Source organism: Massilia sp. NBRC 108631 (assembly GCF_059704565.1).
The window spans coordinates 57,545-77,733 of record NZ_BAAKJE010000244.1; the positions used below are offsets into that span (position 1 = coordinate 57,545).

General features: G+C 66.2%; 19 protein-coding genes. 12 read left to right on the forward strand and 7 right to left on the reverse strand.

Features of this window, described 5'->3' with window-relative positions; translation table 11 throughout:
* Window positions 1–131: 131 nt before the first annotated feature.
* The 3 genes from AC6H42_RS26115 (at window position 132) to AC6H42_RS26125 (ending at window position 5,034) form a co-directional block, all read left to right on the forward strand.
* Window positions 132–3,095 (forward strand): TonB-dependent receptor, encoded by a 2,964-nt coding sequence (locus AC6H42_RS26115; protein WP_057153553.1) that lies wholly within the window; start codon window positions 132–134, stop codon window positions 3,093–3,095.
* A gap of 71 nt (window positions 3,096–3,166) precedes the next feature.
* Complete coding sequence (locus tag AC6H42_RS26120; protein ID WP_157200804.1) at window positions 3,167–4,138, forward strand: AraC family transcriptional regulator; 972 nt, start codon at window positions 3,167–3,169, stop codon at window positions 4,136–4,138.
* A gap of 101 nt (window positions 4,139–4,239) precedes the next feature.
* Window positions 4,240–5,034: an alpha/beta fold hydrolase gene (locus AC6H42_RS26125; protein ID WP_082551537.1), complete on the forward strand. Its 795-nt coding sequence runs from the start codon at window positions 4,240–4,242 to the stop codon at window positions 5,032–5,034.
* Window positions 5,035–5,074: 40 nt separating this feature from the next.
* Here the strand turns inward: AC6H42_RS26125 and AC6H42_RS26130 are convergent, their stop codons facing one another.
* A complete protein-coding gene (locus AC6H42_RS26130) occupies window positions 5,075–5,815 on the reverse strand; it encodes a metallophosphoesterase family protein (RefSeq protein WP_497549299.1) in 741 nt (246 codons plus the stop codon).
* A gap of 64 nt (window positions 5,816–5,879) precedes the next feature.
* Between AC6H42_RS26130 and AC6H42_RS26135 the strand changes: the two genes are divergently transcribed.
* Complete coding sequence (locus tag AC6H42_RS26135; RefSeq protein ID WP_057153550.1) at window positions 5,880–6,515, forward strand: acyl carrier protein phosphodiesterase; 636 nt, start codon at window positions 5,880–5,882, stop codon at window positions 6,513–6,515.
* Here AC6H42_RS26135 and AC6H42_RS26140 read toward each other — a convergent pair.
* Complete coding sequence (locus AC6H42_RS26140; protein WP_057153549.1) at window positions 6,467–7,156, reverse strand: YjjG family noncanonical pyrimidine nucleotidase; 690 nt, start codon at window positions 7,154–7,156, stop codon at window positions 6,467–6,469. The genes AC6H42_RS26135 and AC6H42_RS26140 overlap by 49 nt on opposite strands.
* A 61-nt stretch (window positions 7,157–7,217) precedes the next feature.
* Here AC6H42_RS26140 and AC6H42_RS26145 point away from each other — a divergent pair, with 61 nt between their 5' ends.
* Window positions 7,218–7,580, forward strand: coding sequence for a hypothetical protein (locus AC6H42_RS26145; protein ID WP_497549300.1), 363 nt, complete (start codon window positions 7,218–7,220; stop codon window positions 7,578–7,580).
* Window positions 7,581–7,585: 5 nt separating this feature from the next.
* On the opposite strand, the gene AC6H42_RS26150 is transcribed toward AC6H42_RS26145, so the two are convergent.
* Together AC6H42_RS26150 and AC6H42_RS26155 are read right to left on the reverse strand one after the other, a co-directional pair.
* The gene (locus AC6H42_RS26150; RefSeq protein WP_497549301.1) at window positions 7,586–7,873 is read right to left on the reverse strand and encodes a hypothetical protein; all 288 of its coding nucleotides are present in this window, start codon (window positions 7,871–7,873) and stop codon (window positions 7,586–7,588) included.
* 105 nt (window positions 7,874–7,978) lie between these two features.
* Window positions 7,979–9,049 carry an AraC family transcriptional regulator gene (locus AC6H42_RS26155; RefSeq protein ID WP_082551536.1) on the reverse strand — a complete coding sequence of 357 codons (1,071 nt, stop codon included), beginning with the start codon at window positions 9,047–9,049 and terminating at the stop codon, window positions 7,979–7,981.
* A gap of 179 nt (window positions 9,050–9,228) precedes the next feature.
* Between AC6H42_RS26155 and AC6H42_RS26160 the strand changes: the two genes are divergently transcribed.
* Genes AC6H42_RS26160 through glpK form a run of 5 tightly spaced genes read left to right on the forward strand, consistent with a single transcriptional unit; the run spans window position 9,229 to window position 17,027 of the window.
* The gene (locus tag AC6H42_RS26160) at window positions 9,229–10,884 is read left to right on the forward strand and encodes a 3-(methylthio)propionyl-CoA ligase (RefSeq protein WP_497549302.1); all 1,656 of its coding nucleotides are present in this window, start codon (window positions 9,229–9,231) and stop codon (window positions 10,882–10,884) included.
* A 15-nt stretch (window positions 10,885–10,899) separates the two neighbouring features.
* Entirely contained in the window at window positions 10,900–13,068 is a 2,169-nt protein-coding gene (locus AC6H42_RS26165) for a TonB-dependent receptor (protein ID WP_497549303.1), read from the forward strand.
* Window positions 13,069–13,081: 13 nt separating this feature from the next.
* Window positions 13,082–13,945 (forward strand): alpha/beta fold hydrolase, encoded by an 864-nt coding sequence (locus AC6H42_RS26170; protein ID WP_497549304.1) that lies wholly within the window; start codon window positions 13,082–13,084, stop codon window positions 13,943–13,945.
* A complete protein-coding gene (gene glpD, locus AC6H42_RS26175) occupies window positions 13,942–15,537 on the forward strand; it encodes a glycerol-3-phosphate dehydrogenase (protein ID WP_497549305.1) in 1,596 nt (531 codons plus the stop codon). The genes AC6H42_RS26170 and glpD overlap by 4 nt, the downstream gene beginning before the upstream one ends.
* Window positions 15,538–15,539: 2 nt before the next feature.
* Entirely contained in the window at window positions 15,540–17,027 is a 1,488-nt protein-coding gene (gene glpK / locus AC6H42_RS26180) for a glycerol kinase GlpK (protein WP_057153542.1), read from the forward strand.
* Between the two features lie 6 nt (window positions 17,028–17,033).
* Here glpK and AC6H42_RS26185 read toward each other — a convergent pair whose 3' ends face one another.
* From AC6H42_RS26185 to AC6H42_RS26195, 3 genes are all read right to left on the reverse strand, one after another.
* Window positions 17,034–17,873 carry a ThuA domain-containing protein gene (locus AC6H42_RS26185; protein WP_497549306.1) on the reverse strand — a complete coding sequence of 280 codons (840 nt, stop codon included), beginning with the start codon at window positions 17,871–17,873 and terminating at the stop codon, window positions 17,034–17,036.
* An 84-nt stretch (window positions 17,874–17,957) separates the two neighbouring features.
* Entirely contained in the window at window positions 17,958–18,419 is a 462-nt protein-coding gene (locus AC6H42_RS26190) for a cupin domain-containing protein (protein WP_057153540.1), read from the reverse strand.
* Window positions 18,420–18,429: 10 nt separating this feature from the next.
* Window positions 18,430–18,966, reverse strand: coding sequence for a YdeI/OmpD-associated family protein (locus AC6H42_RS26195; protein ID WP_497549308.1), 537 nt, complete (start codon window positions 18,964–18,966; stop codon window positions 18,430–18,432).
* Here AC6H42_RS26195 and AC6H42_RS26200 point away from each other — a divergent pair.
* Both AC6H42_RS26200 and udk read left to right on the forward strand, forming a co-directional pair.
* Complete coding sequence (locus tag AC6H42_RS26200; RefSeq protein WP_497549309.1) at window positions 18,893–19,054, forward strand: hypothetical protein; 162 nt, start codon at window positions 18,893–18,895, stop codon at window positions 19,052–19,054. The two genes, AC6H42_RS26195 and AC6H42_RS26200, sit on opposite strands and share 74 nt — an antisense overlap.
* Window positions 19,055–19,339: 285 nt before the next feature.
* On the forward strand, window positions 19,340–19,981 hold the full coding sequence (gene udk, locus AC6H42_RS26205) for a uridine kinase (RefSeq protein WP_057153734.1): 642 nt from the start codon (window positions 19,340–19,342) through the stop codon (window positions 19,979–19,981).
* Window positions 19,982–20,189: the final 208 nt, after the last annotated feature.

Here is a 20,189-nt window from a genome sequence, read left to right on the forward strand (position 1 = left end):
ACTAACTTCCCCATCGATTCGCCTGCTCATTCCTCAAGGTTATAGTTCCAACAACAGAACTCATTATTCAGCCCGGCGCCGTTCATCAATACTGCCACTTGCATACCAATTAATAACAGGGAGAGCATGGCATGAACTTGAACAAGACACCGGTGGCCGCAGCCATTTCCATCGCGTTGGGCGCCATGGCGGCGCCGGCCTGGGCGCAGCAGGCTGAAGAGCCGGCCATGCAAAAGGTCGAGGTATCCGGCATCCGGGCCTCGCTGGCCAAGTCGCTGGGCGTGAAGAAGGACGCCACGGCCAACGTGGAAGTGATCACCGCCGAGGACGTGGGCAAGATGCCGGACAAGAACCTGGCCGACTCCCTGCAGCGCCTGGCCGGCGTGGCCGTGCGCACCGACTACGACGAAGCGGAAAAAGTGTCCATGCGCGGCACCAACCCGGACATGTCGCTGATCCTGTTCAACGGCCATACCGTCTCCGGCGGCGACTGGTACGTGGCCGACCAGGGTTCCAGCAGCCGCAGCACCAGCCTGTCGCTGATGCCGTCCTCGGTGCTGAACCAGGCCATCGTCTACAAGACCTCGCAAGCCAACATCGTCGACGGCGGCCTGGCCGGCACCATCAACGTCACCACCCGCAAGCCGCTGGCGCAAAAGACCAGCTTCGGCGGCGTGATCAGCGCCGGCCTGACCTACGCCCAGCTGCCGGACAAGACTTCGCCCGACCTGAACGCCACCTTCAACTGGAAGAACGAAGCCAACACGCTGGGCGTGATCGTGCAGGGCTTCAAGGAAAAGCGCTACAGCCGGCGCGACTCGGTGTCGCGCTTCGCCTACGGCGCCAGCAGCGGCTGGGATGTGATCAACACCAGCACCATGCTGGGCATCACCGACGCCTCGCTGGCCGGCACCGGCCTGAAAGCGGCCGACCTGAACGGCGTGCGCATGCCCGGCTCGATGAGTTCGGAGTTCGTGGAAGGCGTGCGCGACCGGGCCGGCGGCATGGTGTCGCTGCAGTACAAGCCGAACGCCGACCTGGACGTGACCGCCACCGGCTTTTACTCGGAAATGAAGGCCAACAACAACGGCCGCCTGACTTCCGGCGCCATGTACAGCATGCTGCTGGGTAAAAACGATCCGCTGGGCGGCGTGACGGCCAGCAGCGCCAACACCAGTTCCGGCGGCCAGCGCGTGTACGCGCAGATCCGTAACCCCGTCATCGTCAAGGAAACCACGATGTACGGCCACGAGCTGCGCGTGCTCAAGAGCGCCGACATCGTGTTCCCGGACGGCACCACGCCCCAGTACGTGGGCAACTCGGAAGGCTTCTTCCGCGAAGGCGCCAAGGCCACCAGCGGCTTCCTGGACCTGGACGCCAAATACCGCGTCAACAACGACCTGACCGTCAAGTCCCTGCTGAGCATCACGCGCGGCGTGGGCACCACCCAGGCCGACCAGGGCCTGACCTACGCGCGCTACGGCACCGGCATTTCCTACAGCCTGAACGGCCTGAAGGACGCGCCCGATTCGAAGTACATCGGCGCCGGCAGCAACACCGTGGGCCTGAACCCCGACGGCAGCGGCTACAAGCTGGTCGGCCGCACCATTTCCGGCATCCGCACCGTGGACAAGGAAGCCAGCGGCTCGCTGGACGCCGAATACCGCATGGACAAAGGGGTGCTGCAGTCGCTGGAATCGGGCGTGCGCTTTGCCGACCACAAGCGCAAGAGCGGACGCTGGAACCCCGCCTTCAAGGGCGCTTCGGTGGCCGAGCCGTCCGGCAGCGGCATCGTGCCCTATCCTGGCGACTTCGGCAACGACCTGGGCGGCGGCAACTGGGACAACACCGGCTTCAGCTTCACGCCGGAAGCGCTGCAAGCCTACATGGCGGCCAACACCAAGACCACCACGCCCGAGTGGGAGCGCCGCGTGGCCACCGAGATCGACATGCGCGAGCGCCAGACCTCGGCCTACCTGATGGGCAACCTGGAAGGCCAGGGCTGGTCCGGCAACCTGGGCCTGCGCTGGGTGCGCACGCAGATCAACGCGCAGATCCCGACCCCGATTCCGGCCGGCGCCTGCGACCGCACCGAACCGGGCAAGCCGGCCACCACCTGCGCCGCCTTCCCCGGCGCCATCACCACCGCCGGCGAGGCGCAGGCTTACTACGACGGCGTGCCCTTCAATCCGAAGAGCGGCATCCTGTATTACAAGACCGCCACCGACCGCAGCTTCAACAACCTGCTGCCCAGCGTGAACCTGCGCTACGAACTGCAAAAGGACATGATCGCCCGCTTCGGCGCCAGCCGCACCATCGGCCGCCAGAACTACAACGTGCTGGGCAGCGGTTTCGGCACGCCGACCTGCGACGCCACCGGCTGCGTGGTCACCGGCCCGAACCCTGACCTGAAGCCGCTCACCTCGGACAATGTCGACCTGTCCTGGGCCTGGTACTTCAAGCCGCGTTCGCTGGTGGCGGTGAACGTGTTCCACTCGAAAATCGACGGCTACGTGAAAACCGGCGGCAACCCGTCCGGCGCCACCGTGCAGCTGGTCGACCCGCGCGACTCGCAGGTCAAAACCTTCTCCATCAACTCGTCCGGCCAGCAGGGCGCGAAGATCAGCGGCATCGAGCTGTCGTACGAGCAGCCGATCTGGGGCGGCTTCGGCTTCCAGAGCAACGTCAGCCGCGCCAAGACCAAGGTCGACGACGGCCGGCCGATGGTGGGCGCGTCCGAATGGGCGGGCAACCTGGGCGCCTACTTCGAGAACGACGTGTTCAGCACCCGCCTGGTGGCCAACTATCGCGGCAAGTACGTCAACAGCAGCACCGCGCCTTCGCCCACCGCCAACAGCCAGGGCCAGTCCGTCATCAACGGCGTGGCCATGCCGACCGCCCCCACCATGGCGGCCGGCGTGACCACCCTGGCGTTCTCGGCCAACTACACCTTCGCCAAGAACTGGCAGGTGACGTTCGACGCCACCAACCTGCTGAACCAGGTGCGCGCGCAGTACCGCTACAGTGAAGAGGAGCCGCAGAAACTGGACGTGTCCGGCCGCCAGTTCTACCTCAACCTGAAGTACAAATTCTAAGCGGCGGCCCCCTCCCCGCGCGGCGGCACGGTTGCGGATTCCATTCCGCAACCGTGCCATAATCACCCGCCATGAACCACACCCTGCCTCCCGACGCACGCATGCGCGCCAGCCGCGCCGAATACGCGCGCCGCATGAACCGCGTGCTCGACTACATCGACCGGCACCTGGACGCGCCGCTCGACCTGGCGCAACTGGCCGACGTGGCCAATTTTTCGCGCTTCCACTTCCACCGCATCTTCGCCGCCTGGATGGGCGAGACCCTGGGCGACTACGCGCGCCGGCGGCGCCTGGAAACGGCGGCCGGACGCCTGGCGCGCGGCAGCGCCGAACCGGTGCTGGAGGTCGCGCTGGCATGCGGCTTCGGCTCGGGCGAAGCGTTCGCGCGCGCCTTCAAGCAGCAGTTCGGCTGCACGCCCACCGAATGGCGGGCCGGCGCCCCGCAGCGGGCGGCGGCCCAGCTGGCGGCCATGCATAGCAATCCTGATCAGCTCCACAGCAAGCCCGGTCAGGCGCGCCCGCGCCCGCCGGGCGACCATGACGGCTCCTTAACCCTTTACGGAGAAACCGAAATGGATGTGCAAATCACCGACCTGCCCGCCGTGCGCGTGGCCTACCAGCGCCTGATCGGACCTTACGGACCGCAAATCGGCGTGTTCTGGCGCCAGACCATGGCGCCGTGGATGCGGTCGCACGGCCTGGACGGCCAGCTGTGCTACGGCGTCGGCCATGACGACCCCAGCGTCACGCCGCCCGACAAATGCCGCTACGACGCCTGCGTCACCGTGCCGGAAGGCTTCCAGCCGACCGGCCCGGCCAGCCTGGCCACGCTGCCGGGCGGACGCTACGCGGTAGCCAAATTCAGGGGCCAGCCGCAAACCATCAGCAATGCATGGATGTGGCTGACCCGCGAATGGCTGGCATCGAGCGGCCTGCAGTGCGACGACCGCCCCAGCTTCGAGCGCTTCGATCCGGCCGGCAGCTTCGACCCGGCCACCGGCGACATGATCTGCGACATCTGCATTCCGGTGCGCGCGCTGTAGCAGAGACGCCGGCACGCCGCCGCGCGTCCGGTTGGCATCAAGCTAGCAAGGCGAGCCGGCAAGGCGCTATAATCGCCGGTTTTGCCGTTTGCGATAGTCACATGACCACCATCCATGCCCAGCCGGACGCGCGCCCGGCCGTCGTACTGCTGCACAGCTCCATGAGTTCCAAAGGCCAGTGGGCCGAGTTGATGGCCGGGCAGGAAGGCAGTTTCCGCTGTATCGCCGTCGACCTGCTGGGCTACGGCAAATCGCCCTTCCCGTCCGGCGCCGAAGCGGACTTCTCGCTGGCGCACGAGGTCGATGCGGTGAACGCCGCCATCGCCGGCAAGCTCGCGCCCGACGAGCCGTTCCACCTGATCGGCCATTCCTACGGCGGCGCCACCGCGCTGCGCATGGCGCGCCAGATGCGCGCGCGCGTGCTGTCGCTGGCGCTGTTCGAGCCGGTGGCCTTCCACCTGCTGTCCGAAGACGACGCGGCGCGCATTGAAATTGAGAACGTGGTGGCAGACATCCACAGCGCCGCCGGCGCGCAGGACGCCGCGCGCACCTTCATCGACTACTGGAACCGCGCAGGCGCCTTCGACCGGTTGCCTGCGGCGCAGCAGCAGCGCTTTGCCGCGCAGATCGCCAAGGTCAAGCTGGACTTCCAGGCCCTGCTGGGCGAAGCGGCCACGCTGGCCGACATGGCCGAGCTGGACATGCCGGCGCTGGTGCTGTCGGGCGAACGCAGCCCGCAATCGACGCGCCGCGTGGCAGCCTGCCTGGCCGCCGCACTGCCCAACGGCGCCGCCGTGCAGACCCGTGGCGGCCACATGGCGCCCATCACGCACGCCGCCGACGTCAACACGGTGCTGGCCGGCTTCCTGGCCGGCGCGGAAATCGCCAGCGCCTGAACGGCGGATTACGGCGTGCCCGCCTAATCCGCCGCCGCCATCACTCCGGCATGCGCCCGGTCCTGAGCGCATAAGCCCACTCCGGCCGTCCATTGCGCGCAGCCAGCGCGCTGGCCGCTTGCCAGTCATACGGCACCGCCACCTGCTCCACGCGCCAGCCCTGCGCCGTGCTCTCCACCAGCGCATAGCGCGCATGTGGCGTGTAGTTCTCCGCCTTGTGCGGATACGGATGCGCATCGTCATACGCCTGCAAGCCCACGCTGCCAGGATTCACGATCAAGCGCCCGTCGTCCAGCTGCACGCTGCGCGGCACATGCGTGTGTCCGCACAGGATCAGCGAGGCGCGCGCATCGCCCGCGCGCTCCAGCACCTCGCCATGCGTGGCGGGACGCTGGCCCTGCTCGGTCACCGTCTCCATGAAATACACCAGGTCATTGCCGGGTATGCCGTGCACCAGCAGCACCTCGTGCGCCAGCCGCAGCTCTGCCGGCAGCGCGCCTATCCACGCGCGCTGGTCCTCGTCCAGCTGCTGGTGCGCGTACAGGTCGGACGCGCCCATGCGCGCCGGATCATGCGCCAGCACCTGGCGCTCGTGGTTGCCGGCGATGGTGGGCAACTGCAACGCCATCAGCCGTTGCGCCGTCTCGCGCGGCAGCAGCGGGCCGGACACGATATCGCCCAGGTTAACCGTCATGTCCACACCACGGCGCGCAATGTCTTCCAGCACCGCCTCCAGTGCCCATAGATTGCCATGTATGTCAGAAATTGCCGCTATTCGCATATCGCCTCGTCCAGGTTCGCGTCGGTCCACGCGTCAAAGTATAGCCCCGGGCTACAATGGGCGCATGAACTACCTCGCGCACATCTTCCTCGCCCGCCAGAGCGACGCCGCCATGATAGGCGCCATGCTGGGCGATTTTGCCAAGGCCAATGTGAGCGGCGTGTACACGCCCGAGATCGAGCGCGAGATCATGCTGCACCGCTACATCGACAGCTACACCGACGGCCACCCGGTCGTGAAGGATGCAGTGCGGCTGTTCGGCGGCCCGCGCCGGCGCTACGGCGGCATCGTGCTCGACGTGTTCTACGACCACCTGCTCACGCAGCGCTGGGACCAGTACAGCGACATGCCGCGCCACGTTCTGATAGAACGCTTTCACCGCGCGCTGCGCGCCCACATGGATATCCTGCCTGAGAAGCTGCAGGCCATCGCGCCGCGCATCATCGAGCAGCAGTGGCTGGCGGGCTACGAGGAGCTGGCGGGCGTGGAGATGGCCGTCACGCGCATCTCCACGCGCCTGAGCCGCAATGGCCATTTGATGCGCGAGGGCCTGGACGACCTGCGCCTGCACTACGCCGCCATCGCCGGCGGCTTCGAGCAATTCTTTCCCGAACTGATGCGCTTTGCAGCGCAGCGCCGCGCCGAATTGATTCAGGCCGCCAGTGCAGGCACCACGTCGTGCAGGCTGGAGACTTCGTAGGTCGGTACCGCTTCCGACTCGTTGGCCGCGCGCTCCGGATTGAACCAGCAGCTTTCGATGCCATAGCGGTTCGCGCCGAGTATGTCCGCGTCCAGCCTGTCGCCGACAATGACCGCATCCTCCTTGCGGAAGGCACGCGCCATCTTCGAAGCGTACTCGAAGAAGCGCACGTCCGGCTTGGCATAGCCGCTGGCCTCCGAAGTCGATACGAAAGAGATGTGCGCTTGCAGCCCCGAGCTGGCGATGCGCCGCGTCTGGATATGTTCGACGCCATTGGTGATGATGCCCACTTCGCCGATGCCGGCCAGCGTCTCGCACAGCTGCCTGGCGCCGTCGATCAGCACCACCGTATCGGGCAACGAATCCAGATACAGCCGGCTGGCCAGTTCGGGATCGCATTCCAAGCCGTTGGCGGCGAAAGTCTTGCGGAAACGCTCCACCTTCAGGAAATCCTTGGTCACGGCGCCCGCTTCAAAACTGCGCCACAGCGCCACGTTGATCGCCTGGTATTGCGCGAACAGGCCGTCCATGCCGTCGGGCAGCCCAAGCTGCTGCATGGTGCGGGTGAAGGAAAGCTTCTCGGAGGCCTTGAAGTCGAGCAGCGTATCGTCCAAATCGAAAAGGAAAAGTCTATGCTTCATATATTGCATGGTAGCACGTTCCCGTGCGTTGCTTGGTCGCGGCATGCGATAGAATCCCCGCATGCCCGGCGCCACCAAACTCCCCCTCTCCCCGCGCGACCGCCTGCTCGGCGCGCTGATCTACACCTTCGCCTTCCCGCTGATGGACCTGTTCTTCGTGGGCCAGATCGTTCCCGCGTACGGTTACGAACTGTCCGTCGGCGGCGCCATGTTGCGCATGCTGGTCATGTCGCTGGCCCTGCTGGCTGGCAGCATCATGCTGGCGGTGCTGGTGGTAAAACAGGTCAAGCGCCCGATGCTTCTGCACGCTGCCAGGACCTCGGCATGGGCGTTGCTGGCGGCGCTGCTTACGGTTGCCCTGCTCAACCTCATCGGCCACGGCATGATCTGCCTTCCCGGCGCATGCCGGGGACTCGGTTTCTAGGCAAGCTAGCCGCTCTTCTTGCGTAGCGGAGAACTGGGCGGGCACGGCGGCGCCTGGCCGGCGTATTGCTCCGGCCCCTTGGACTCGTCCACGTGCTGCTTGGCATACTGGATGCACAGGTTGCGCGCGCCGGCGGGCGTCCAGGCATTCAGGTCTATTTCATAGTGCAGCGGTTCCGGCTCATCAAGCGCACGGATAGTCAGTGCGCAATGCCATCGGGCGCTGGGCTTGCCGGTCTCTGCTTTTGCTACAACACAGTTGATTTCAAAACCACGGTAAATATGCGGTCGCACAGCTTGTTCAACTCCCAGTAATCGTTATACAGCAGCGTTATCGTTTGCTGCCTACTATATCGATTCACAGGGGAGAACTTCTGTACGTTTGCGTCAGGAAACGCGTTATGGCTGAGTTATCTCAGCAGTTTGGACGGACTCGGACAGGCGCTTACGCAATTGCCGCGGCGTATAGCCAAACCAGCGCTGGCAAGCGCGGCAGAATGCGCTCTGGTCGGCGAAGCCCAGCATGAACGCCACCTGCCCCAGTGCCAGCTGCTCTTTCGCCAGATAGTCGCGCGCCAGTTCGCGCCGCGTGTCGTCCACCAGCTCCTGGTAGCTCATCCCCTCTTCCTGCAAACGCCGCTGCAGCGTGCGCTCGCTGATGCACAGCGCGGCCGCCGCCAGGCTGCGCGGCGGATCGCCGTCCGGCAGGTTGCGCACAATGATGTCGCGCACGCGCGGCGTCAGGCGCGCGCTGTCCATGCGGTCCAGGAAATCGCAGGCGAACTTCTCGTGCAGCTCCGACAGCCTGGCATTGGCGGCCGGCAGCGGCGCGGCCAGATCCGCGGCGCAAATCAGCAGTCCGTTGCGGGCGGCGTTGAATGTGAGCGGCCCGGCGAACGCGCGCGCGTGCGCCTGCGTGCTGCCCGGCTCCACGTGCACGAATTCAATCGCGGCAGGATTGATCGCCTTGCTGCTGATCCAGCGGCAGATATTGAGTATGGTAATCAGGATGAATTCGCAGCGCTGGCGCGGCACCGCCAACTCGCCGCCTTCGATGGCCAGCCGCAGCCATTGGCCGCGCGCGCCGTCCGGCTCCAGCGTGAAGGTGGTGGCGTCACTGATGATGCGCAGGTAGCGGATGAAACGCTGCAGCGCCGCCTCCAGGTTGGGCGCGGTCATCATGGTGTAGGTCAGCAGATCCAGCGTGGCCGGGCGCGGGCAATCGGACGACGCCAGCGAGATCGCCTCGTCGCCCGACACCGCCGTGATGACGTTCCACAGGCGGCTGAGCTGGTCGCTCTGGATGCGCTGGTGCGGATCGCCGACGTGCGCGGCGGGGATGCCTGCGTCGGCGAAGATGGCGGCCGGGTCCAGGCCCGCGCTGAGCAGCATGTCCCGGATGCCTTGCAGCCATGATCCAGCCGTGGTCGGCTGGCTGCGCGTGCGCGCGTGTTCCATTGCAGTTCCCATTTGTCTCCGTGTACGCGGTCTCGTCGTGTGATCTTCGCCGCTGTCTTCGCCGAACAATAACTTGGCCTCCGGGGGCAATACGTCCGCCGCCCCCTCGCCTACAGTGTCTACAAAATACTATCACCGAAACAGCGCGGCGCGGACAGCTCTTTTTCCGCCGCACGCGCCAGGAGACCTTTATGTACCAGCACGTCCACAGTCCGCTGCCCGGCCAGATGATGCGCCGCCCCCTGCTCATTTCCGCCATCCTGCGCCACGCCGAGCGCCACTTCGGCACGCGCGAAATCGTTTCCCGCTGCGACGACGGCAGCCTGCACCGCTACACCTACCGCGACTGCCACGCCCGCGCGCAGCGCCTGGCCGGCGCGCTGGCCGCGCTGGACGTGCGCATGGGCGACCGCGTCGGCACCCTGGCCTGGAACGGCTACCGCCACCTGGAGCTGTACTACGCCGTATCCGGCTCCGGCGCCGTCATCCACACCATCAATCCGCGCCTGCATCCCGAGCAACTGGCCTTCATCATCAACGACGCCGGCGACGACTACCTGTTCTTCGAGCGCTCGCTGGCGCCGCTGGTGCAGGCCATTGCGCCGCACTGCACGCGGGTGAAGGCCTTCATCGTGATGGACAAGGACGCCATCGGCATCAAGGGCATTCCCCGCCTGGCCTGCTATGAAGAGCTGCTGGCTGAGCAGGACTGCAGCTACACCTGGCCGGTGTTCGACGAGGACGCCGCCTGCGGCCTGTGCTACACCTCCGGCACTACCGGCAATCCGAAGGGCGTGCTCTATTCGCACCGCTCCACCATGCTGCACTCCTACGCCTCGGTGGCGCCGGACATGCTCAACCTGTCGGCACGCGACTGCGTGATGCCGGTGGTGCCGATGTTCCATGTGAATGCCTGGGGCCTGCCCTATTCGGCCGTGCTGGTGGGGGCCAAACTGGTGCTGCCCGGGCCCGCGCTGGACGGCGCCTCGCTGTACCAGCTGTTCGAGCAGGAAGGCGTAACGTTCTCGGCCGGCGTACCCACCATCTGGCTGGGCCTGCTCAACCACGTGCGCACCGAGGGCCTGCGCTTCTCCACGTTTGCGCGCACCGTGATCGGCGGCTCGGCCTGCCCGCCGGCGCTGATGGACGGTCTGCGCGAAGAGTATGGCGTACAGGTGATCCACGCCTTCGGCATGACCGAGCTGTCCCCCATCGCCACCGTCTGCACGCTGCAGGCTCACCACCTGGACCTGCCGGCCGATGAGCAGCGCCAGCTGCTGCAAGCGCAAGGCCGCGTGCCATTCGGCGTGGACATGAAGATCGTGGACGACGACGGCGCCGAACTGCCGTGGGACGGCAAGGCCGCCGGCCACCTGATGGTGCGCGGCCCGTGGGTGGCGGACGCCTATTTCGGCCAGCCGCCCGGCTCCGCGCTGGAAGGCGGCTGGTTCCCCACCGGCGACGTGTCCACCATCAGCGCCGACGGCTATATGCGCATCACCGACCGCAGCAAAGACCTGATCAAGTCCGGCGGCGAGTGGATAGGTTCGATCGACCTGGAGAACATCGCCATGGCGCATCCGGCGGTGCAGCAGGCCGCCTGCATCGCGGTGCCGCATCCGAAGTGGGAGGAGCGCCCCTTGCTGGTGGTGGTGCGAAAAGCCGGCTGCGAGCTGGAACCCCATGCGCTGCTGGCGCACTTCAACGGCAAGGTGGCGCGCTGGTGGATACCGGACGACGTGGTCTTCGTCGACAGCCTGCCCATGGGGCCGACGGGAAAAATTCAAAAGAACCGTATCAGGGAGCAGTACCGCAATCACTTGATGCCAGCAGTGCCACAACTATAAAGAAGGAGACAAGCAATGAACTATACCAATGTACTCGGCGCGGCCGCCATGCTGGGCCTGGCCGCTACCGTCCACGCGCAGCAGGAGCCTGCCGCCCCGCCGCCCGCCCCGCCGGCCGAAGAAATCGCCGACGCCAACAAGGTGGTGGTCACCGCCCAGAAGCGCGAGCAGCTGCTGCAAGAGGTGCCGCTGTCGGTAAACGCCATGAGCGCGCAGGCGCTGGCCAACGCCAAGCTCGATACCGGCACCGAAATCGCGCGCCTGGTGGCCAACCTGCGCGTATCGGTGCTGGGCGACGAGTCGCAGCCGAAGTTCTCGCTGCGCGGCATCTCCAGCTCGGAATTCAACCTGAACGCCATCTCGCCCACCGGCGCCTTCTTCGACGAAGTCTACGTCGGCGCCCAATACCTGGGTGGTGCGCAGATCTTCGACGTCGAGCGCGTGGAAGTGCTGCGCGGGCCGCAGGGCACGCTGTTCGGCAAGAACACCACCGCCGGCGCGGTCAACTTCATTTCGAAGAAGCCCACCTTCCGCCAGCAGGCGGAAATGACGGTGGGCGTGGGCAGCAACGGCTACCGCGAAGCCAAGGGCATGCTGGAAGCGCCGCTGATAGAGAACCGCCTGAGCGCGCGCCTGGCCTTCACCGGCGCGCATTCGGACGGCTACGTCCATAACGTCAACCCCGCCGGCCACGACCTGTCCAACATCGACCGCAAGGCGGTGCGGCTGAGCCTGGGCTACAAGGACGAGAGTGGCCTGAACGGCACGCTGCGCCTGTTCGCTGTCCGCAACAACCCGGAGGCGGTGGGCGCCACCAACGAGGGACTGGCGGCCAACGGTTTGAATGCACTGGGCAAGAACCCGCGCATCAATCCCTTCACCGGCGCGCGCCTGGGTGACCGCGAAGCGGCTACCGACCGCTCGGGCAATATCGAAGTGCGCGGCAGCGGCGGCTACCTGACGCTCAACAAGCGGCTGGAACACGGCACCGTCACGTCCATCACATCCTTCCTGAACGGACGCTTCCTCAACCTGGTGGACGCCGACGGCACCATGGACCCGCTGCTGCACATCGACTTCACCTCGAAGACCCACGAGTTCAGCCAGGACTTGCGGTTCTCCAGCTCCTTCGACGGCCCGTTCCAGGTCATCGCGGGCTTGTACCACCAGCGCGACAAGGTGGACATCGGCACCACCTACACCATCTTCGGCGGCCCGCCGGTGCTGCCCATCCTGCGCCAGAAATACAACCAGGCACGCCGCTCCAACGCGGCCTACGTGGACGGCACGTACGAGCTGGACGAACGCGCCACCATCTACGGCGGCTTGCGCTACACGCGCGACGAAGGCGAAATGCGCGGCTTCCACGTCACGCCCGTGGTGCCGGTGCAGCCCACGCTCAGCTACAGCGACGCCAAGCCGACCGGGCGCCTGGGCGCCAGCTACAAGCTCTCGCGCGACGTGATGGCGTATGGCCACTATGCGCGCGGCTACCGCAGCAGCGCCTTCAACGGCGGCGCGCTGACCAACGCGGCAGACCTGAACACCGCCAAGCCGGAATACCTGAACTCCTACGAGGCCGGCGTGAAATCGCAGATGTGGGACCGCAGGCTGACGCTGAACGCATCCGCCTTCCGCTACGACTTCAAGCAGCAGCAGTTCCTCAACGTGGTGGGCATCGGTACGCAGCAACTGGTCAACGCGGGCCGGTCGCGCATCACCGGCGCCGAGTTCGAGGCGGCGCTGCAAGCCACGCGGGAACTGCGTGTGAACGCCAGCGTGGGCCTGCTGAACGGGAAGTACCGCGAGCTGCTGCTGAACGGCGTGGACCTGTCCGGCAAGCGCATGATAGAAGCGCCGCGCTACACCGCCAACGCCGGCATCGACTACAGCCTGCCGCTGGGCGGCTACAAGCTGAACTTCCATGGCGACGCCAGCGTGATCGGCGAGCAGTACTTCCTCGCCACCAACGCGCCCGCCTCGCGGGTCGGCGTCACGCGCGACGTGTCGGCGCGCATCGCCCTGCTCAGCCCTTCGAAAAAGGTGGAAGTAGCGCTGTACGGCAAGAACCTGAGCGACAACCGCAACCCGGCCGGCATCGTGCTGGACGCCACGTCGCAGACCCGCTTCACCACCGTGCCCTACCCGCGCCGCTACGGCGTCGACTTGACGGTGCGCTACTGAGATGGAGGATGCAATGAAACACCCTGCGGAACGCATCGCCCTGGAAGCCAATGACGGCCAGGCCATCGAAGTACTGTGCTGGCCGCGCGCGGCACCCCGGGCCGTGGTGCAGATCGTGCACGGCATGGCCGAACACTCGGCACGCTACCAGCACGTGGCCGAAGCGCTGCTGCAGGCCGGCTACGCGGTCTACGCCAGCGAACATCGCGGGCATGGCGCGCTGGCACGGCGGCGGCGCGAACTGGGCGACTTCGGCGCGCGCGGCTTCCAGGGCCTGGTGGACGACATGGCGGCAGTGTCGCGCCACATCCGCGCCGCGCATCCCGGCGTGCCATTGGTGATGCTGGCGCACAGCATGGGCTCGATGGCCGCGCAGATCTACCTGCTCGACCACGCGCACCTGCTGCACGCGTGCGCATTGTCCGGCACCACGGCGCTGGAACTGCTCGATCCGCGCGTTTCAGGGTGGACCGTGGAAACGGCCAACGCCACGGTGCCCAACGCCGCCACGCCGGTGGACTGGCTCAGCCGCGATCCCAACGTTCCGGCCGCCTACATGGCGGACCCGCTGTGCGGCTTTCCGCTGACCGAAGCGTCGCTGGTCTCGATTTTCGACACGGGCGCGCGCACCGCCGACGCGGCGCAACTGGAACAGCTGCCGAAAGACCTGCCGCTGCTGCTGTTCACCGGCGACCGCGACCCGGTGAACGGCATGCTGGCATGGTTCGACGTGCTGGTGTGGCGCCTGCGCCAGGCCGGCATGCGCGACGTGTCGACCCATGTGTACGGCGGCGCGCGGCACGAGGTACTGAACGAAACCAACCGCGCCGAGGTGATCGCCAACCTGCTGGCATGGCTGGCCCGCGTGACGGCATGACGATGGGGAAAAACGAAACGCCAGCCGAATCGCCAACCGGAGCGCTGGAGTGCGATGTGCTGGTGGTGGGTGGAGGCATCAACGGCGCCGGCATTGCGCGCGACGCGGCGGGACGCGGCCTGTCCGTCGTACTGTGCGAGCAGGACGACCTGGGCGCCCACACCTCCTCCGCCTCCTCCAAGCTGATACACGGCGGTCTGCGCTACCTGCAGTATTACGAGTTCGGCCTGGTGCGCAAGGCGCTGCGCGAACGCGAAGTGCTGATGCGCAGCGCGCCGCACCTGATCCGCGAACTGCGCTTCGTGATGCCGCATGTGAAAGGACTGCGCCCGGCGTGGATGCTGCGCTGCGGCCTGTTCCTGTACGACAGGCTGGCACGTCGCGAGCTGCTCGCCGCTTCGCGCCAGGTGGCGTTGCGGCAGCACCAGGCCGGCGTGCCGCTCGCCGCCGGCATGGAGCGCGGCTTCGTGTATTCGGACGCGTCGGTGGACGACGCGCGCCTGGTGGTGCTGAACGCCGTCGCGGCGGCGGAGCATGGCGCGCGCGTGCTGACCCGCACGCGCTGCGTGTCCGTGGCGGCGCACGGCGGACGCTGGCACGCGGAGCTGCGCCGCGAGGACGGCAGCCGCGTCGCCGTGCGCGCCGCCAGCCTGGTCAACGCGGGCGGGGCTTGGGCCATGAAGCTGCACGCGCTGGCGGACGGCGCGCGGCAGCGCCCGCTGCGGCTGGTCAAGGGCAGCCACATCGTGGTGCGCAAGCTGTTCGACCATGACCATGCCTACATCTTCCAGCACCCGGACGGGCGCATCGTGTTCGCCATCCCCTACCAGTCCGGCTATACGCTGGTCGGCACGACCGACATGGAATACGACGGCGACCCGGCGCGGGTAGGGATCAGCACGAGCGAAGTGGACTATCTGTGCGAGTTGAGCAACACCTACTTCCGCAGCAGGATTACGGCCGGCGACGTGGTTTGGAGCTACGCCGGCGTGCGGCCACTGATCGACAACGGCGCGGGCAGCGCCCAGGCGCTCACGCGCGACTACGAAATCGTTGCGGACCGGCGTAACGCGCCGCTGCTGTCCGTATTCGGCGGCAAGGTGACCACCTACCGCACGCTGGCGGAACAGGCGCTGGACCAGCTGGGTGAAATGATCGCCATACCCGGCAAGGCCTGGACCGCCACGGCCTGCCTGCCGGGTGGCGACTTGCTCGGCGCGGCCGCCAGCAATGAGTCCGTGGCGCACTTCCCTGCCTTCGCGGCCGGCCTTGCGGTACGCTATCCGTGGCTGCCGCCGGCACTGCTGCAGCGCTATGCCCGCGCCTATGGCACGCGCGTGCACCGCATGCTGGACGGTTGCGGCGATTCCGCCGGCATGGGCGCTGAAATTGCGCCGCAGCTGTATGAACGCGAACTGGCGTATCTGGTGAAAGCCGAATGGGCGCGCACAGCCGACGACGTGCTTTGGCGCCGTACCAAGCTCGGCCTCGACGTGCCACCGTTCGCAGCGGCCGCAGTGGGCGAATGGCTACGGCGAAACAGCGGTAACGACAGCGGCAGCGGCAACATCGCCGGCGCGGGAAGTGCCTGACCATGCGGCGCTATATCCTCGCCCTGGACCAGGGCACCTCCAGCTCGCGCGCGGTGCTGTTCGACGGCGCATGCGGCGTGGTGGGCATGGCGCAAAACGCCTTCCCCCAGCTATTTCCCCAGCCCGGCTGGGTGGAACACGATCCGCGCGCCATCTGGGATTCCCAATTATCGGCCGCCCGCGAGGTGCTGGCCGCGCATGGCGTCCGCGCCGCCCAGCTGGCCGCCATCGGCATTGCCAACCAGCGCGAGACCACGATACTGTGGGACCGCGCTACCGGCGAGCCGCTGATGAACGCCATCGTCTGGCAGGACCGGCGCACTGCTGGCGATTGCACGCGCCTGCGCGAAGCCGGCCTGCAGGACATGGTGCACGACAAGACCGGCCTGGTGCTCGACGCCTACTTCTCCGCCACCAAGCTGAAATGGATGCTCGACCATATCCCCGGCGCCCGCCAGCGCGCGCGGCGCGGCGAACTGGCGTTCGGCACCATCGATTCCTGGCTGGTGTTCAAGCTCAGCGGCGCGCACGTCACCGACGCCGGCAACGCTTCGCGCACCATGCTGTTCAACATCGGCACCTTGCAGTGGGACCCGCAGTTGCTGGCGCTGTTCGATATTCCGGCCGGCGTGCTGCCGGATGTCGTGGCCAGCAGCGGCGTGGCCGCGCACACGCTGCCCGGGGTGTTCGGCAGCGCCGTCCCCATCGCCGGCATCGCAGGCGACCAGCAGGCCGCCACCTTTGGGCAGGCCTGCCACACGCCCGGCATGGCCAAGAACACCATCGGCACCGGCAGCTTCATGCTGATGAACACCGGCACGCGTCCCGCCGCGTCGCGCCATCGCCTGCTCTCGACCATAGGCTGGACCGGCGCGGGCGGCGTGACGCATTTGATGGAGGGCAGCGTATTCATGGCCGGCGCCACCTTGCAGTGGCTGCGCGACGGCTTGGGCATGGTGGACGATATCGCCGAGGTGGAGCGGCTGGCCGCCACCGTGGGCGACACCGGCGGCGTATGCCTGGTGCCAGCCTTCGCGGGGCTGGGCGCGCCGCACTGGGACGCTTACGCCAGGGGCGCTATCGTGGGCCTGCACAGGGGCACCACCAAGGCCCATATCGCGCGCGCCGCGCTTGACGGCATCGCCTGCCAGACTGCCGAAGTGCTGCGCGCCATCGAGGCCGATGCGGGCGTCGCATTGTGCGAACTGCGCGTTGACGGCGGCGGCGCGGCCAGCGACCTGCTGCTGCAATTGATGGCCGACGCGCTGGGCGTGCCGGTAGTGCGGCCAGTGAACACCGAAACCACGGCGCTGGGCGCGGCGCAGCTCGCGGGGCTCGGTGTGGGAATGTGGGACAGCGTCAGCGATCTGGCAGGTTTGTGGCGCGCCAGCCGCAGTTTCGAGCCTGCCCTTTGCCACGGCGAGCGCGCCGCGCGGATGGAAATGTGGGAAAAGGCCGTGCAGCGGGCGGCCGGCTGGAGCTACGACTGACAGCGGCTATTGCGTCAGCAGGTAGCCCGCTTCGGCCTGGCCGTCTTCGCGCAGGTGGCCAGTGGCCCACAGCAGGCCGCGCGCCACCAGGTCCAGGTAGCGCGGGTCCGCCATGCCCGCTTCGTTGTGCGCCAGCGTGGTGCTGAAGACCCTGGCCTGCCTGGGTCCGTAGCGGTGAGTCCAGGCCACGTTGAACTGCAGCGCCCTTTCAGCCTCGACCTTCGCTTCCGGCTGGGTACCGGTGAGGACAGGCCTAACGTTGAACTGGGTCAGGTTGTTGTACAGCTCTTCGTTAGCCGTCACGAAGGGCTGGAAGCCCTTCGCGACGGGATGGCCGGCAGCGCTTGCGGCCAGGTGGATGGGCGACTGCGGGCCGTGGCCGGTGGACTGGATGCCGGTGTATTCAAACCACTTGGCGTTGGCATCGCCCGCCTTCACGGCCTGCTTCCATTCCCCGGAGCGGAAGGAGTGCATGGCGCAATGCAGGTTCACGCCGGGTGTGCCCAGGCGATGCGGCGCCAGCACGGTATCGACAACGGCGGCGCTGTCTTCGTCCGCGGCGCATTCGTTGTGGACCACGACATCGTAGCCGTCGGCGTAGCGGGGATTGCCGTAAATCGGGAGCGCGGGCCGCGTCGCCTTTTCACCCTGCTTAGGATCGTAGAACGCGTGCGTGACCTCGGCCGGGATGCGCGCCTTCAGGCCAGCTTCGAGAATGGCGCGTTGCGCCGGATAGTTGTGGCAGCAGCCGCCAGTGACGATCAGCACCTTGATGGGTTTGACCGCCTGCGCCTGCGCTGAAAAGGCTGCAGCCAGAGCGAGAGCGCAAGAAATTCGTTTCAGCATATTCATCCTTGTCGGCCAAGTCGGGGCTTCCACAGCATACCGGCGCAACGATAGGCGCTGGATGAGGAAGCAATAGCGTTCGGACTAGTAAGGGCTGGACGCGGGTGCGCCTGCCGTGTCTAGCCAGATGTCGTCCGGCAGCGAGCGGTCGCGGTGGCAGACGCGGTCGTGGTCCGGGTAGGTGATGTTGTCTACCGCGGCGCGGGTTCCGGCCACCAGGCAGCGTGTCGGCGAAGCGCTGCGGTTCCACAGGCAGTGGCCCACCGCAACGCCGGCCCGGAAGGTGGCCGCGTCGCCGGGATTCAGGAGCTTCTCGGTGTCGCCTTCCACCAGCGTGACCTGGCCTTCCAGTACATACACCATTTCATCCTCCGCACTGTGCCAGTGCTTGATGGACGAACGCGTTCCGGGCTGCAGCACTTCCACGAAGGCCCCGAACTGCGTCAGTCCACCGGCCTCGGAAATCCACAACGTCTGGTTGGGAGCGCCTGCTCCCTCGGCGGTATCTTCCTCCTTGACGAACTCCGCTGGCGTGAATGCTGGCATAACGTGTCCTTTACTGAATGGGTTTGCTGGACCAGTCCAGCCGCACGCCGGCTTGGCACGCGTCGACCAGTTTGCCAAGGCGGGACGCGCGTGTCTCGGCCTTCTTGGCGCTGGTGACCCAGTGTAGCAGGCGCTTCTTGTAGCTGGGCGGGGTGGTGTCGAAATAAGCCTGCGCGGCCTTGTTGGCCTTGAACAGCTTCAGCTCGACGGCAGTCAGCTGCGCTGTTTCGGCCTGCTCGTGCGAATAGATGACGGACTTGGCTTCCGAGCGCTGCGCAAACGCCTGCTCGCCGGCCGGCGTCATGCGCCCCTCCGCCCGCAGCTTGTTCATTTTCTCGATGTTGACGGCGCTCCAGATCGAGGTGGCGCGGCGCGGGGTAAAGCGGATTGAATAGGTGTCGCCGTCGATGCGCCTGCGCACGCCGTCTATCCAGCCGAAGCACAGCGCTTCGTCCACCGACTCGGACCAGGACATGCTCGGCTTCCCGCTGCCCACCTTGTGGAATCCGACCAGCAGCTCGGGCGCGGTGGCGGCGTTTTTCTCCAGCCATGCGCGAAATGTGCTTGCGTTGGAAAAGAACAAAGGAGCGGTCGGCATGGCGTCAAGTTCAGGATTGGCTGAAACGCAAAAATAACACAGCAGCCGCGCCGCCGCCAATCGACTTCCAGCTGCCTGCGGCTGAGCCGGCGGATTTCAACTTCACGCTGGATGTGCAGGACGGCAGTTTGATACTGGAGCGGCAGGGCCGCGAAATGCAGTTCGAAAAACATTGATGGATTGAAGAAGTAGCCCACCAGGCGGCTTCTTCATTTATTTGCCATGAAGCAAAACGCGCAGATTGTCGCTTGCCGGCTCAGCGCGGGCCCGGCGGGGCTTGGGGGCGCTGGTGTTGCTGGCCAAGGTTCCGGTATCATTCGGCATGAACAAGATTTCTTTCCAACCGTTTATCATTGGGGTCGCAGGCGGTAGCGGCAGTGGCAAGTCCACTGTGTCCCAGAAGGTGTTAGCTGAGTTTGGCGCTGATATGGTCTCGGTCGTCATGCAGGATGATTACTATTGCGACCAGACCCACCTCAGCCCTGAAGTCCGCAGCCAGAAGAATTACGATCATCCGCAGGCTTTCGAATGGCCACTGCTGGTACAACATGTACAGGCGTTGCGCAATGGCGAGGCGATCGAGATGCCGGAGTACGACTTCACGCTGCATAACCGCTCCAGCCGGACCATTCCGGTCAAGCCGGCTCCCGTCATCGTGATCGAGGGCCTGTTTGCGCTGTATGACCCGGACTTGTGCGACATGATGTCGCTCAAGATTTATGTGGATACAGCCTCCGATATCCGCTTCATCCGCCGTATGCAAAGGGATATTACCGAACGCGGCCGCTCGGTGGAGAGCGTCGTCACCCAGTATCTGGAAACGGTACGCCCGATGCATAAGCAGTTTATCGAGCCAACCAAGCGCCATGCCGATGTCATTATTCCGCACGGCGCTAATGGCCCGGCGGTCGATATGATTACCACCAAGGTGGCGAGCGTTATTGGGCAGGCGAAGCGGTCCTGAGCGGACGGCCCAGCCACGGGGCCAGGAGAGGATTTGTTGAAAGTCTGTAGTGATGCGTATTTCCGGGGCAGCGGTTAGCAGCGCCGGTGTCGCGACACGGGCTGGACTTTAGCGGGGCGCGGACTTCGGATGCGGCGGGGTGTTGGGTTGCTGCCTTTGGGTGGGCACTGGATTGGTATGGGGATATGAGCGCGCGCCCTCGGCGCGC

What these genes read in the sequence shown, in the direction of transcription:
- AC6H42_RS26120 (WP_157200804.1), top strand. Translation starts at nt 3,167, where the DNA reads ATGAACCACACCCTGCCTCCCGACGCACGCATGCGCGCCAGCCGCGCC.
- AC6H42_RS26170 (WP_497549304.1), top strand. Translation starts at nt 13,082, where the DNA reads ATGAAACACCCTGCGGAACGCATCGCCCTGGAAGCCAATGACGGCCAG.
- AC6H42_RS26140 (WP_057153549.1), bottom strand. Translation starts at nt 7,156, where the DNA reads ATGAAGCATAGACTTTTCCTTTTCGATTTGGACGATACGCTGCTCGAC.
- AC6H42_RS26190 (WP_057153540.1), bottom strand. Translation starts at nt 18,419, where the DNA reads ATGCCAGCATTCACGCCAGCGGAGTTCGTCAAGGAGGAAGATACCGCC.
- AC6H42_RS26125 (WP_082551537.1), top strand. Translation starts at nt 4,240, where the DNA reads ATGACCACCATCCATGCCCAGCCGGACGCGCGCCCGGCCGTCGTACTG.
- AC6H42_RS26155 (WP_082551536.1), bottom strand. Translation starts at nt 9,049, where the DNA reads ATGGGAACTGCAATGGAACACGCGCGCACGCGCAGCCAGCCGACCACG.
- AC6H42_RS26130 (WP_497549299.1), bottom strand. Translation starts at nt 5,815, where the DNA reads ATGCGAATAGCGGCAATTTCTGACATACATGGCAATCTATGGGCACTG.
- AC6H42_RS26145 (WP_497549300.1), top strand. Translation starts at nt 7,218, where the DNA reads ATGCCCGGCGCCACCAAACTCCCCCTCTCCCCGCGCGACCGCCTGCTC.
- AC6H42_RS26185 (WP_497549306.1), bottom strand. Translation starts at nt 17,873, where the DNA reads ATGCTGAAACGAATTTCTTGCGCTCTCGCTCTGGCTGCAGCCTTTTCA.
- glpK (WP_057153542.1), top strand. Translation starts at nt 15,540, where the DNA reads ATGCGGCGCTATATCCTCGCCCTGGACCAGGGCACCTCCAGCTCGCGC.
- AC6H42_RS26200 (WP_497549309.1), top strand. Translation starts at nt 18,893, where the DNA reads ATGCTCGGCTTCCCGCTGCCCACCTTGTGGAATCCGACCAGCAGCTCG.
- AC6H42_RS26135 (WP_057153550.1), top strand. Translation starts at nt 5,880, where the DNA reads ATGAACTACCTCGCGCACATCTTCCTCGCCCGCCAGAGCGACGCCGCC.
- AC6H42_RS26165 (WP_497549303.1), top strand. Translation starts at nt 10,900, where the DNA reads ATGAACTATACCAATGTACTCGGCGCGGCCGCCATGCTGGGCCTGGCC.
- AC6H42_RS26115 (WP_057153553.1), top strand. Translation starts at nt 132, where the DNA reads ATGAACTTGAACAAGACACCGGTGGCCGCAGCCATTTCCATCGCGTTG.
- udk (WP_057153734.1), top strand. Translation starts at nt 19,340, where the DNA reads ATGAACAAGATTTCTTTCCAACCGTTTATCATTGGGGTCGCAGGCGGT.
- glpD (WP_497549305.1), top strand. Translation starts at nt 13,942, where the DNA reads ATGACGATGGGGAAAAACGAAACGCCAGCCGAATCGCCAACCGGAGCG.
- AC6H42_RS26160 (WP_497549302.1), top strand. Translation starts at nt 9,229, where the DNA reads ATGTACCAGCACGTCCACAGTCCGCTGCCCGGCCAGATGATGCGCCGC.